Origin of the sequence: Paenibacillus pabuli NBRC 13638 (assembly GCF_001514495.1) — a bacterium.
GTDB classification, from domain to species: domain Bacteria; phylum Bacillota; class Bacilli; order Paenibacillales; family Paenibacillaceae; genus Paenibacillus; species Paenibacillus pabuli.
The window spans coordinates 803,743-816,878 of the sequence record NZ_BCNM01000001.1; the positions used below are offsets into that span (position 1 = coordinate 803,743).

Annotated in this window: 10 protein-coding genes and 1 pseudogene; 5 read left to right on the forward strand and 6 right to left on the reverse strand. The window is 48.0% G+C overall.

Annotated features, from left to right (window positions below; translation table 11 throughout):
• Positions 1-57: 57 nt before the first annotated feature.
• The 5 genes from PPA03S_RS03150 to PPA03S_RS03170 form a co-directional block, all read right to left on the reverse strand.
• The gene (locus PPA03S_RS03150) at positions 58-429 is read right to left on the reverse strand and encodes a DUF4363 family protein (protein ID WP_062319684.1); all 372 of its coding nucleotides are present in this window, start codon (positions 427-429) and stop codon (positions 58-60) included.
• Positions 430-454: 25 nt separating this feature from the next.
• On the reverse strand, positions 455-1,183 hold the full coding sequence (locus PPA03S_RS03155; protein WP_062319686.1) for a DUF421 domain-containing protein: 729 nt from the start codon (positions 1,181-1,183) through the stop codon (positions 455-457).
• 230 nt (positions 1,184-1,413) lie between these two features.
• Positions 1,414-2,277 carry an SDR family oxidoreductase gene (locus PPA03S_RS03160; RefSeq protein WP_062319688.1) on the reverse strand — a complete coding sequence of 288 codons (864 nt, stop codon included), beginning with the start codon at positions 2,275-2,277 and terminating at the stop codon, positions 1,414-1,416.
• Positions 2,274-3,341 (reverse strand): mannonate dehydratase, encoded by a 1,068-nt coding sequence (gene uxuA, locus PPA03S_RS03165; RefSeq protein ID WP_062319690.1) that lies wholly within the window; start codon positions 3,339-3,341, stop codon positions 2,274-2,276. Before uxuA ends, PPA03S_RS03160 begins: the two co-directional genes overlap by 4 nt.
• Positions 3,342-3,609: 268 nt before the next feature.
• Entirely contained in the window at positions 3,610-4,341 is a 732-nt protein-coding gene (locus tag PPA03S_RS03170; protein ID WP_082703971.1) for a GntR family transcriptional regulator, read from the reverse strand.
• 197 nt (positions 4,342-4,538) lie between these two features.
• On the opposite strand from PPA03S_RS03170, the gene PPA03S_RS03175 reads away from it, so the two are divergent.
• Together PPA03S_RS03175 and PPA03S_RS03180 are read left to right on the forward strand one after the other, a co-directional pair.
• The gene (locus PPA03S_RS03175) at positions 4,539-4,841 is read left to right on the forward strand and encodes an ArsR/SmtB family transcription factor (protein WP_062319692.1); all 303 of its coding nucleotides are present in this window, start codon (positions 4,539-4,541) and stop codon (positions 4,839-4,841) included.
• Positions 4,842-4,947: 106 nt separating this feature from the next.
• A pseudogene (locus PPA03S_RS03180) lies at positions 4,948-6,338 on the forward strand (aldehyde dehydrogenase).
• A gap of 65 nt (positions 6,339-6,403) precedes the next feature.
• Here PPA03S_RS03180 and PPA03S_RS03185 read toward each other — a convergent pair.
• Positions 6,404-7,315 (reverse strand): helix-turn-helix domain-containing protein, encoded by a 912-nt coding sequence (locus PPA03S_RS03185; protein ID WP_062319694.1) that lies wholly within the window; start codon positions 7,313-7,315, stop codon positions 6,404-6,406.
• 212 nt (positions 7,316-7,527) lie between these two features.
• Between PPA03S_RS03185 and PPA03S_RS03190 the strand changes: the two genes are divergently transcribed.
• From PPA03S_RS03190 to gutB, 3 genes are all read left to right on the forward strand, one after another.
• Positions 7,528-9,765 (forward strand): glycoside hydrolase family 52 protein, encoded by a 2,238-nt coding sequence (locus PPA03S_RS03190; RefSeq protein WP_062319696.1) that lies wholly within the window; start codon positions 7,528-7,530, stop codon positions 9,763-9,765.
• Positions 9,762-11,912, forward strand: a complete 2,151-nt coding sequence (locus PPA03S_RS03195) for an alpha-glucuronidase family glycosyl hydrolase (RefSeq protein ID WP_062319698.1) — start codon at positions 9,762-9,764, stop codon at positions 11,910-11,912. Before PPA03S_RS03190 ends, PPA03S_RS03195 begins: the two co-directional genes overlap by 4 nt.
• A 106-nt stretch (positions 11,913-12,018) precedes the next feature.
• The gene (gene gutB / locus PPA03S_RS03200; protein ID WP_062319700.1) at positions 12,019-13,086 is read left to right on the forward strand and encodes an NAD(P)-dependent alcohol dehydrogenase; all 1,068 of its coding nucleotides are present in this window, start codon (positions 12,019-12,021) and stop codon (positions 13,084-13,086) included.
• Positions 13,087-13,136: the final 50 nt, after the last annotated feature.

Here is a 13,136-nt window from a genome sequence, read left to right on the forward strand (position 1 = left end):
ACAGAGAAGGCACTTCCTTTATATATTAAAGGAGAGTGCCTTTTGTTTGTCCCCGGGTCAGTCACCAAGATTGTCCCATAAGACATAAAAGTAATAGATTTCTTCCATAATCGCCTTATCATCTTCTGCGGCAACGCCGCCTTTCATCCTTGCCAGGGTACCGAGAATATCGTAGATCGTCTCACGCTCTACACTGAACTGGATGCGATTTACAATTTTCTTCCAGGCATTCATTGCGTAATCGACTTGAGATTTGGCCTCTGTCCATTGTTTGCCTTCGACCTGCTTTTCCAGCTTGTGTATCGATTCGAGCAAGCGATCATCAGCACCAAAGGGTTTTTTGAGAAAGGTCCCGCTAGCCATAATCGCTATGAACACAAGCAAGAGGCAGATCGGAAGCACATACAGCAACCAGAAACGTGTTTTCATTCAACCGCCTCCTTCATCTAAAGGGTTAGAAAGGCCCCTCATAATCGCCCATATCGGTTTTATCGGTGATCTTATCCTTGAACAGATCAATATACAATTTGTCGTTAGGCAATATAGCGGCAAAAGCAATATCCTGTACCGTCACTTTTTGCTTCTTAAGCTGTTCGCTAAGCCAATTCGTATCCTTGTTCCGTTCCTGCAGATTTTGCTTAATCAGCACGCCATCAATAATAATTTCGGTCATCAGCTTGCTCTTGGCAGGATGCATATGCATATCTTTGGCTGTTACCGGTTGGTTTTCCGGTTTCAAAACCACAGAGAGACTGCCGTCCGGTTCAAGAATGGCATAATCCAGCGTAGTGATGTCGAATACATCCTTTTGTCGCAGCATCATGGTCAATTCGTCGAATTTCACACGCATTTTATGCAGGTTCTGTTCAAGAATTTTACCGTTCTGAATGACCAATGTAGGATCAGAGTCCATCAGTTTGGAGATCGTGCGATTTTTCAGCGTAATATACTGAAAGACGATCGTGATGATTGTGAAAATGGTCAAGGCTACAAAATGAATCCACGCTTTGGAAGATAGATCCGTCGCAAATGTACCTGCAAGGGAACCGATCGTAATGCCGTTAATGTAATCAAAATACGTCAAGTTTCCCATTTGCTGTTTGCCCAGCACCCTTGTATAGATGATCAGGGTCAAAAAGGCGAGAATAGACCGTACAGCAACAACCCATGTTTCTTCCATCATGTATGTATCACCTTCCTTCACTTCGCCATGCGATATGTGAGATCATGACGCCCGCGTCCAATCTTTCATGTTGTAATCCGTTTTAACGGACTATAACAAGCTTTTCCTTTGCTGGATATTCTTATTCTTGAACACAAAAAAACCGAAACCTGGATAGTAACCCAGGCTTCGGATGATGATGATGAAGTCCATAGAATTGGTTTGAATGATTCATGAAAATAGAACAGAGGTCATACTCCTGAGTAGGCCATAAACCCGCCATCCACAGGTATTACGGTACCTGTAACAAAACCGGATTGCCGTTCATCAGCCAGCCACATCAGCGTACCCAGCAGATCTTCAGGTTTGCCGAAACGCCGCATAGGCGTGTGCGCAATGATTTTGCTTGAACGCTCTGTTGGCGAGCCGTCTGGCTTAAGCAGCAGATTACGATTTTGCTCCGTCAGGAAAAACCCTGGTGCAATGGCGTTAACCCGGATTCCCGATTCGGCCAGATGTACCGCCAGCCACTGCGTAAAGTTGTTAATCGCGGCTTTCGCTGCACTGTACGCAGGAACTTTGGTCATGGGCGAAGGGGCACTCATCGACGAAATATTAATGACGGTAGCTGGAACATTACGTTCAATCATTTGTCTTGCGAAAACCTGGGTAGGGATAAGCGATCCGACAAAATTCAGATCCATCACTTGACGGAATCCCTCCACACTTACATCAAAAAAAGTAGTGATATCCGGTTGATCCAGATCTTCCTGTCTGAATATTTCATTCGTGGTATTGGCGCTGGCATGGTTGCCGCCCGCTCCATTAATAAGGATGTCGCAGGAGCCCAGCTTATCCTGAACCGTTGCAGCTGCCGCGATAACGCTATCCGCCTGGGTTACATCACAAGCTACAGCAATCGCTTTGCCGCCGGCAGCTTCGATTGCCGCAGCGACTTCTTCTCCTTTGGATATGGTACGGTTCAGAATCGCTACACTTGCACCATGCCGCGCGAGCTCTTCAGCCATGGAACGGCACAGAACGCCTGCCCCGCCCGTGATTACAGCTACCCTGCCTTCCAGACGTGTCGATCTTTCTTCAGCAAAGTTATTCATGATTTTGACCTCCTTTGCAGGGAGTCCCAGACGCCCCACAGATACATAATTCCCAGAGCCCGGTCATAGAGTCCATATCCCGGTCTGCACTGCTCACCCCAGAGATGTCGCCCGTGGTCTGGCCGTGCATAACCTTCATATCCAATATTGTGATAAGCCTCAACGACACCAGCAATATCCACGTTTCCATCCTGACTGCGGTGGGAGGTTTCGATAAAGTCACCATTATCGTATACTTTGACATTGCGAATATGGGCAAAAGGGATCCGGTCCTTGAATTCATGAATCATGCCGATAATATCATTAGCCGGATTGGCTCCAAGAGAGCCGCTGCATAGGGTTACACAATTGTAAGGGCTGTCATAAAGGTTTAAATATCTGCGAACATTATCCTGGTTGATAATGATTTTAGGTAAGCCAAAGATTGGCCAAGGCGGATCATCCGGATGGATAGCCATTCGAATGCCGAGCCGCTCAGCGGTAGGAATAATCTCCTGCAGGAAATAGCGGGCATGCTCCCACATATCTTCCTCTGTCACTTCTTTGTAGGCTTCGAACAGACCAGTTAAATACTGCAATCGCTCCGGTTCCCAGCCTGGCATGGTCAAAGCGGAATTTTCGGTAATGCGGCGAACCAGTTCAAGCGGTTCAATATCCGCAATTTTGCTGCTTTCGTAAAAGAGGGCTGTAGAGCCATCTTCCATTTCCTTATGCAGATCGGTACGAAGCCAGTCGAAGATCGGCATAAAATTATAACAGATGACTTTAACGCCAACCTGGGCGAGTTTTTCCATCGTTTTTTTGTAATTGGCAATGTATTTGTCCCGTGTAGGCAGACCGAGTTTGATATCCTCATGGATATTGACACTCTCAACCACATCCAGATGCAAACCGGCCTGATCTGCAGCGGCTTTGACCGCCAGAATTTTGTCCATGGGCCATTCATCTCCTGCCGGAACATCATGAAGGGCCCATACAATACCTTCGACACCAGGAATCTGACGGATGTGATCCAGCGTTACGGTATCATTGCCTTCACCAAACCAGCGAAAAACCATTCTCATCACGTTCACCTCATCAAGATTAGTATTAAAGTGCGTGTTCAAAAAGACAGGTTTTCAGTACCGAGAAGATGGGATGAAGCTAGAAATGGAGTAGCGGAGCGTAGGGAAAACTACGTGAGCAACTACAATGTTTTCGAAGAAAACATACGTCGCAAGCATCCGCTTATTTCGGCTGAATTCCATATTCGATGCTGATGATGCCACTAGGCATCCTTCGTAATCAAAAGCGGACTTTTTGAACAACCTCTTAAAAAAACAGGTCTATCCATCATTGAAAATAAGAAGGGTATGTATCCCGCAGGACAGCCAGATCCGTGACGGTTAAGTGCAGATGTTCCTGCATGATGTGCTCCGCCGTTCGGGCATCGTGCTCCAGTATGGCTTGAACCATGGATCGATGCTGTTCAATCAAGTGATCCCAATGATGATCCGAAGAAAGGCGGAGCATCCGGCTCCGGTTCAGATGCACGTTCATATGCTGGATCACGGACCAGGTATTACTTTTGTTGCAGCCTGCAAAGAGAGTACTATGGAATTCCTCATCCAATCCGAACATTCGTTCATCATCCGGTTCAAGTATGCATTCCTGCTGCTGTGAAAGATTCTGCTGCAATATCTTCAACTGTTCATCCGGGAACTGCACACAGGCAAGCCGTATAACGGCACGCTCAAGCTGTTCACGCATGAATCGCGCTTCTTCCACAAGATCAACCTGAATCAGAGATACATATGTCCCCCGCTGCGGATATACTTCCAGCAGACCTTCCTGTGCTAGTCTGACAAAGCTTTCCCGAACAGGGGTCCGGCTCACATTGAACTCCAGTGAGATCTCTTTCTCCGAGATAGCGGTCCCGGGAGGCAGCTTCAAACTCAAAATTAACTGCTTCAACGTCGTATAGACCGCATCACGCGAAGAGAATGTCGGCTTTTTCAGAGAAGACGGGCTTATTAAGGATGATAATAAATCGGCTTTGGACGAAGACCTAGGGGGATATTCCATAACTTCAACTCCTTCAATGATATACTACCATACTTGTATGGTAGTATGGAAGCGCTTTATATAACTCGTTATCTTATTATTGTGCGCGAGCTTGCTGTTGACAGGGGAGTGGAGTAGAATACAGTTATTAGGTTTAAATGTTTAAACCAATAGACATGGCAGATTTATGGTCTGCAGACTGCATAGAGGTGAAACCAATGGGACAAAAAGCAATATCCATTTTTCAAACATGTATCCCCTTATTTCAGGTACTTAGTGACAACCATCGTCAGGCTATTTTACTTGCTCTCAGTGAGAAGGGCAGCATGACGGTTAATGAAATTACAGAACAGTTCAGCTTATCCCGGCCTGCAATATCCCATCATCTCAAACTGCTGCTTGAGAAAGGACTCATCTCCGTGGAACAAAAGGGAACGCAGCGATATTATTCCGCTTCATTAAAGTCCTCAGTGGAATTATTAAAGGAACTGGTGGCTGCGATGGAAGAGGAGTGCTTATAAGCAAGAATGGTTTACATGCCTTGGCATGTGGGCTATGCGGGCTATATGTTCGTACGTTTAAACGAATCATCATTAATTCGAAGAGGAGTTGGATTAATTGAGTGTCATGCAGGAATTAAGCGAACCTGAAGTTGAACAGATTTTACGGCGGCAGCGGCAATTTTTTCGAACAGGAGCTACGCGTTCGCCTGAGGCTCGCATTGCACATTTAACCCGGTTGAAACAGGCGATTCAAAAGTATGAGATCCGTCTTACCGAGGCGCTCTATCAGGATTTGGGCAAGAGTGAGTTCGAATCGTACACCACGGAGATTGGATTCATGCTGGATAGTATCACGCATACCATTCGGCAAGTGAGAAAGTGGGTCAAACCGGTCAAAGTTAAAACCCAATTCGCGCTGGTCGGGTCCAAAAGTTATATCATTCCTGAACCTTATGGTGCGGTATTGATTATTGGGCCTTTTAACTATCCCTTCCAGCTGTTAATTGAACCCTCGTTGGTGCGTTAGCGGCAGGAAATACGGCGGTCCTCAAAGCATCAGAGAACACACCGGCTGTCTCCGCGGTTATTCGTGAGATGATTAGCTCCGTCTTCGAACCTGCTTACGTTCACGTGGTAGAAGGAGCCAAAGACACAACCACATGGCTCATTAACGCGTCGTTTGACTATATCTTCTTTACAGGCAGTGTACCGGTGGGAAAAATCGTCATGGAGGCTGCAGCCAAAAATCTCGTTCCGGTTACGCTGGAGCTTGGCGGTAAAAGTCCGGTTATCGTGGATAAGCGCGCAGATCTCAAAGTGGCTGCGCAGCGGATTATATGGGGGAAACTGCTCAATACGGGTCAGACCTGCATCGCTCCGGATTATCTGCTTGTACATGAACAGGTGAAAGATCTCTTGATTTCTGAAATGAAAGCAGCGGTCGAGTCCTTCTTCGGTACGGATATTCAGCACAATCGGGATTATGGGCGAATCGTCAACAAAGCTCATTTCAAACGACTTACAACACTTATCGAGCGCGATCAGGCTCATGTCATATATGGTGGTCGCTCCGATGAGGAAGATCGTTATATTGAACCAACATTCATAGATGCGGAATCCTGGGAAGCGGCATCCATGGAGGACGAGATTTTTGGTCCGATTCTGCCCATAATCAGTTACACTCATATTGATGAGGCGATTGATGGCATTGTAAAGCGGCCCAAACCACTGGCGCTGTATCTCTTTACATCCGATACACAGCTACAGGATCAAGTGATGCGCGAGGTTTCTTTTGGAGGCGGATGCATTAACGATACGATCACCCATGTGGCTAATCCGCGACTGCCATTTGGCGGCGTAGGACATTCAGGTGTGGGCGCTTATCATGGGCGTTACAGCCTGGAGACCTTCTCCCATATGAAAAGTGTGCTCAAAAAGAGCACCAGATTAAACTTGTCGATTTTATATCCGCCTTACGATAATAAGCTGAAGACGATTAAACGTCTGCTGAAATAAAGAACGACGTTTAATCGTATCCCCATTCATATGCCATACTGGAATGCTGTTCAATGAATTTAAACTCATTCGGGAGCAGGCTGTTCCTGTCTGTAGCGTGATGGGGAAATACCGGACCAACGCTTGAATTGACGGCTGAAATGGGCAATATCCTTATAACCAAGCATGGAAGCGATGTTCTGAACCGATAGTTCGGGATTACCCAGCAGAACTTTGGCTTCATGCAGAACCATCTCGGACAGATAGACACGCGGAGACTGACCATACACCTGACGGAATACACGGTTACAATGGGAAGAACTGATCCCCAGCTCGGCTGCAATATCATCAATGCCATAGTGGCTGTCGGACTCACGTCCCTGCTTGAAATGCTGACTCACCAGTCCTTGCAGCCGATTACGAATTTGGTGAGCCAGCTCGATTTTCTCATAACCGTCCGTGAACAATTGAGCAACCTCCTGAGAGACCGCTTCCCACAAATGACCGAACAATTCAAACACTGCCGACTGCAGCTGCATACGCTGTACCATTGTACTTGCCGCCTGATTATCAGCAGAAGACATTAATTTTCGAAGTACAGGCTCGATTTGGCGGGTAACCGGACTATCTGCATCGAACAAAACTTGCTTGATTCGTGCAAGCAAAGAGAGAAATAACTGATCGTCGATATCAAAATGCATGCAAAAATAGGTGAACCCCTTGCCCTTATGACTATGGCTGGAATGAATGCTTCCTGGAGGAATCAGGAGCAATTCGCCAGCCTTTTGAATATACACCTTCCCGTTCACGGTCATGCATTGTTCGCCTTCTGTCACATAATTCAACTCATATTGCGGATGTTCATGTGCGGGGTAATCCCAATCAGCCCCGACACCTCGCAAATGAATGGCGAACAGATTCACCGTTGTTTGTACATCCGGGTAAAACACTTCATGCACACTTTCTCCCAAAGCGGGAGGCAAATAGGTGGAAGACATGGAAGACCCCCTTTATCATCTATGGCTGCTCCTGACGTAATTGATGGAATTCGATAAAATATAATCCGTTGTAACCGCTTCATTATATTATAGTCTATCAGCTTGATTTGGGTAAATATCCGATTGATTTGACCATGGTCTATGGTGGAATGCGCATGTTAGGATGGGGCTAATGAAAACGCATGCAAACCATTTGAGAGGGGTCATCATTTATGAGTACATCCAAAAAATCCATTTTTTATAATGCCCATCACTCACCAATCGGAGCTTTCGCCAGTTTCACACTAGGTTACAAAGGAGCCAAAGGCGGACTGGGACTGGAACTTGGCAAACCAGCAGATCAGAATATATATATCGGTTTACAATCTCGCGACGGTGAGAATTATGAAGCATTACCCTTTTTCGAAGCCGTTGAGGATGCAAGCGTTCGGTATGATGTCGAGAAAGTGGAACATTCGGATCCGGATCAGACCTCGTCGATCTCGACGGGAAGTGGAGCGAGCACATCAGCAGGAGTTGGAGTACAGAAGTCCGGTTCGTTGATTTCAGCGTTTCGTGATGAAGATATTACCCGTGAATTCACTTCGGGCACAGATACGTGGACGGCTGGTGATCTGATTTTTCGCATCTACTCACCTGTGCGTCCTGTACCCGAACCGCTAAGTGGCGATCGTCAAGCATTAATGGATGCGCTTGTGCCTGCGGTGCTGGTAGAGATGACGATTGATAACACGCAAGGACAGCAGCCGCGTAAAGCCTATTTTGGTTATCAGGGTAATGATCCTTACTCCGCCATGCGGATCATCGGAGGACCAGAGGGTGGATCATTAACGGGGGTTGGACAAGGACGCTTAACCGCCATTTTGTCTACGGATGAGGGACTATGGCCTGCGCGCGGATTTACACTGGAGAAGATATTACAGGAGAAGCATCGTGAGAATCTGGCTTTCGGATTGGGCGAAACAGCTGCATTATTGATGGACGTTCCAGCGGGAGAGAAGCGTACGTTCCAATTTGCCGTATGTTTCTATCGAGGCGGGATTGTTACTTCGGGTATGGACACGACCTATTGGTACACCCGTTATTTTGCGGATATCCTGGAAGCTGGGAAATATGCACTTGACCGTTTTAGTGAGTTGACTGCTTCCTGTAAGGAAGTGGAGCAACGTCTTGGCGCAGCTGTATTGAGTGAAGATCAGTACTTTATGCTTGCCCATTCCATTCACAGCTACTATGCAAGTACGCAACTGCTGGATGCCGACGGCGAACCGTTCTGGATCGTAAATGAAGGCGAATACCGAATGATGAATACACTGGATCTGACCGCAGATCAGCTGTATTTTGAATTAGCATTGAATCCCTGGACCGTGCGTAACGAGCTGGAGTGGTTTGTGAAACGCTACAGTTATACGGATCAAGTGCGTTTCCCGGGAGAAGAGAAGGAATATCCGGGAGGCATTACGTTTACTCATGATATCGGCGTAGCCAATGTTTTCTCGCGTCCGGGACACTCTGCTTATGAACTGGTAGGCATTGATGACTGCTTCTCGCAAATGAGTCACGAGGAACTGGTCAACTGGCTCTGCTGTGCAACAGTATATATTGAACAGACGCAGGATCGGGAATTTGTTAAAGAGATGCTTCCTGTTATCCGTGATTGCTTCGAAAGCATGTTGAACCGTGATCATCCGGATGAACAGCAGCGCAATGGCCTGATGGGTCTGGATAGCAGCCGTACCAAGGGCGGAGCCGAGATTACCACGTACGACAGTCTGGATGTGTCCCTTGGACAATCCCGGAATAACATCTATCTGGCGGGAAAATGCTGGGCCGTTTATGTTGCACTGGAGAAACTATTTGCTGCAGAGAAGCTGGCTGAACTGTCTCATCATGCAGGCCGTCAGGCGGATCGCTGTGCAGCCAGTATCGCAGCCCAGTTGACCGATGGTGGTTACATCCCGGCAGTTATCGCCGAAAACAATGATTCCCGCATCATTCCAGCGATTGAAGGTTTGGTGTTCCCTTACTTCACCGGCTGTGAAGGTGCGCTGGATGTAAATGGCCGTTTTGGTCCTTATCTGCAAGCACTTCGAACTCATCTTAAAACCGTTCTTGTACCTGGTACCTGTCTGTTTGAAGATGGAGGCTGGAAGCTGTCCTCAACAAGTAATAACTCGTGGCTCAGCAAAATATATCTGTCCCAGTTCATTGCGCGAGAATTACTGGGCGTGGATTGGGATGAAACAGGGAAGGCTTCTGACGCTGCCCATGTAAACTGGCTGCTGCATCCAGAGGAGTCCTACTGGTGCTGGAGTGACCAGATCCTGGCGGGCGTCGCGGTCGGAAGTAAATATTATCCGCGCGGTGTAACATCGATTCTATGGCTCCTCGAAGGCAAAGGTACTCGTCTGGAGCAGATCTATGCCAGCAAGGAGGCGACGGTGCAATGAGCAACACCACCCTTAAAACTCATATTACCGGGCCGCAATATGATGCATGGCTTGGGTATCTCCAAGGTCAGTCGGGGGTGAAGGGAGCTGCCAGAAAGGCGGCTCCAGTTTGGAGTCATACCGTGTCGGTGGAGGAAGATCAGGAAATTCTATCAACAGCCATAGCGGAACTGGCACAGGGGCTCGATAAGCTGTTTGGGATCAAGCCAAAAGTTAGTCATGCAGACTCCAGCCAAACGAGTGAGCCCGGTTTGGCTCATCATGCGGCACAAGGGATCTGGCTTGGTACCTGGAAGGGCTCGGAAGCCGTAGCTCAAGCATTCAGCGACACGGAACGCTCAGCTGTGCATGGGGAAGGCTATATTATTCGTCAAGATCAGGAACGCGGCAGGCTATTTATTGGTTCTGAAACCCCTCAAGGTGTTCTGTACGGTACTTTTCATCTGTTGAGGGAGCTGGTGCTGGACCAAGCAACCTCAATCGAAGCGGATTTTGCTGCGGAAAGACTAAGCTATATTACCGAGCAACCCGTTAATGCATTACGCATGATCAACCAGTGGGATAACGTGGACGGTAGCATCGAGCGCGGTTATGCCGGCGAGTCCATTTTCTATGACAACGGAGAATTCACGAAGGACCTCGGGCGCATCCGGGACTATGCCAGACTGCTTGCTTCCACAGGCATGAACGCGATCTCAATCAATAACGTAAACGTGCATCAGCGAGAAACCCTGTTCCTGACGGAACGTTTTCTGGGTGATGTTGCAAAGGTTGCTGCAATATTCAGAGCCTACGGCATTCGATTGTTCTTAAGTGCCAACTATGCCAGTCCGATCGAGATTGGCGGGCTGCTTACGGCAGATCCACTGGACGAGCAGGTACGTGAATGGTGGAACGTCCAGACAGCGAAGGTGTATGCGGCAATTCCGGATTTTGGCGGCTATCTGATTAAAGCGGATTCGGAAAATCGCCCAGGCCCATTTACGTACAATCGGGATCATGCGGATGGAGCAAACATGCTGGCTGAGGCACTTCGTCCCTTTGGTGGACTGGTAATCTGGCGCTGCTTCGTTTATAACTGCAAGCAGGACTGGCGAGACCGTTCCACGGATCGTGCGCGGGCGGCATATGACCACTTCAAGCCGCTGGATGGCCGATTTGCGGATAACGTCATTTTGCAGATCAAAAATGGACCGATGGACTTTCAGGTACGGGAGGCCGTATCCCCTCTGTTCGGGGCGATGGAGCAAACAAATCAGGTATTGGAGTTCCAAATTACGCAGGAGTATACGGGCCAGCAGCGCCATCTATGTTATCTGATTCCACAGTGGAAAGAAGTATTGGATTTTGATACGTTTGCCAAAGGCCCTGGGTCTGAAATCAAACGAATTGCTGACGGGTCTCTGTACAACAGGCCATATAGCGGCTTTGCCGCAGTCTCCAATATCGGCGCTGATGCTTGCTGGACAGGACATCCGCTCGCTCAGGCGAATCTGTACGGATATGGAAGACTTGCCTGGAATCCGGAGCTGTCATCGGAAGAGATTGCGGAGGAATGGGTCCGACTTACATTTGGACATGACGAAGAGGTGGTTCGTTTAGTCTCGGGCATGCTTCTGAACTCGTTGGAAATCTATGAAAATTATACGGCTCCGCTTGGGGTAGGCTGGATGGTTAATCCGGAGCACCATTATGGACCTAATGTGGATGGCTATGAATATTCCAAGTGGGGGACATATCACTTTGCTGATTGCGATGGCATAGGTGTGGACCGAACCGTGAGTAGTGGTACGGGGTATACTTCGCAATACCACCGGGAAAATGCCGAAAGATATGAATCCGTGGATTCCTGCCCGGACGAGCTGCTGTTATTTTTCCACCATGTCCCGTATACCCATGTCCTGCATTCAGGCAAAACGGTCATTCAGCATATTTATGATACACATTTTGATGGAGCAGAGCAGGCAGCGGCGTTAGCCCAAACCTGGGGACAGCTGGAAGGCAAGATTGATCCGACTATATTTGATAAGGTCGCTTCGTTACAGGCAGGGCAGGCGGAGCATGCCAAGGAATGGCGAGACATGATCAATACGTACTTCTATCGCAAAAGCGGTATTGCAGATGAACAAGGAAGAACGATATATTAGTCTGGATACGAAAGGGATATAAGTTGGAGTTGAACATTTATATGGAATAGTCCGATCTTCTTCGGAGGAAAGTACAACGTTGGCATACATGAGAAGGAGGGCACACATGGGACATCATCAATTACCCGCGACCATGAAGGCTGCTGTCATGACAGAGCCTGGGCACATTATCATTGAGGAGCAGGCTGTACCCCGGCCGGCTGATGACGAGGTGCTTATTCAGGTAATGGCGGTTGGCGTCTGCGGATCGGATGTGCATTATTTTGAACATGGCAGAATTGGCCGATTTGTGGTTGAGAAACCGATTATTCTCGGACATGAATGTGCAGGCATCGTAGCATCTGTAGGATCGAAAGTAACACGGCTGAAAGAAGGAGATCGGGTAGCGATTGAGCCTGGGGTAACCTGCGGGCGTTGTACGGCTTGTAAAGAAGGCCGGTATAATCTGTGTCCTGATGTGCAATTTCTGGCGACACCTCCGGTGGATGGGGCATTTGTGCAGTACATGACCGTTCGTGAAGATATGGTCTTCCCCATCCCGAATCATCTGTCTTTTGAAGAGGCGGCCATGAACGAACCTTTCTCTGTAGGCATTCATGCTGCAAGACGCAGTAAACTGGCTCCTGGAACAACACTTGCCATTATGGGCATGGGACCTGTTGGACTGATGGCTGTGGCAGCTGCCAAATCGTTCGGTGTGGAACGCATCATTGTGACAGATCTGGAGGAAGTGAGACTGGAAGCCGCTCGTCGCATAGGCGCCACCCATACCATTAATGTGCGGAACGAAGATGCACTGGCCGTGATCCGTGAGTTAACGAACGGTGTCGGTGTAGATACGGCGTGGGAAACAGCGGGTAATCCGAAGGCGCTTCAGTCTGCATTATATTCCCTCCGTCGCGGAGGCAAGCTTGCCATTGTAGGACTGCCTGCGCAGGACGAGATTGCACTCAATGTTCCTTTTATTGCCGACAATGAGGTGGATATATACGGGATTTTCCGTTATGCCAATACGTATCCGGCGGGAATTGAGTTTCTGAGTTCAGGCCAGCATGATGTAATGTCCCTGATTACTGACCGTTATTCACTTGAGGAGACACAACAGGCTATGGAACGAGCATTGCATAACAAGAGTGGAAGTCTAAAAGTAATGGTATATCCGAACGGGAAGTGAATTCATTTCAAAGGAGCCCTGATATTCAGGGTTTCTTTTTTTGTATTTTT

What these genes read in the sequence shown, in the direction of transcription:
- PPA03S_RS03150 (WP_062319684.1), bottom strand. Translation starts at nt 429, where the DNA reads ATGAAAACACGTTTCTGGTTGCTGTATGTGCTTCCGATCTGCCTCTTG.
- PPA03S_RS03155 (WP_062319686.1), bottom strand. Translation starts at nt 1,183, where the DNA reads ATGATGGAAGAAACATGGGTTGTTGCTGTACGGTCTATTCTCGCCTTT.
- PPA03S_RS03160 (WP_062319688.1), bottom strand. Translation starts at nt 2,277, where the DNA reads ATGAATAACTTTGCTGAAGAAAGATCGACACGTCTGGAAGGCAGGGTA.
- uxuA (WP_062319690.1), bottom strand. Translation starts at nt 3,341, where the DNA reads ATGAGAATGGTTTTTCGCTGGTTTGGTGAAGGCAATGATACCGTAACG.
- PPA03S_RS03170 (WP_082703971.1), bottom strand. Translation starts at nt 4,341, where the DNA reads ATGGAATATCCCCCTAGGTCTTCGTCCAAAGCCGATTTATTATCATCC.
- PPA03S_RS03175 (WP_062319692.1), top strand. Translation starts at nt 4,539, where the DNA reads ATGGGACAAAAAGCAATATCCATTTTTCAAACATGTATCCCCTTATTT.
- PPA03S_RS03185 (WP_062319694.1), bottom strand. Translation starts at nt 7,315, where the DNA reads ATGTCTTCCACCTATTTGCCTCCCGCTTTGGGAGAAAGTGTGCATGAA.
- PPA03S_RS03190 (WP_062319696.1), top strand. Translation starts at nt 7,528, where the DNA reads ATGAGTACATCCAAAAAATCCATTTTTTATAATGCCCATCACTCACCA.
- PPA03S_RS03195 (WP_062319698.1), top strand. Translation starts at nt 9,762, where the DNA reads ATGAGCAACACCACCCTTAAAACTCATATTACCGGGCCGCAATATGAT.
- gutB (WP_062319700.1), top strand. Translation starts at nt 12,019, where the DNA reads ATGGGACATCATCAATTACCCGCGACCATGAAGGCTGCTGTCATGACA.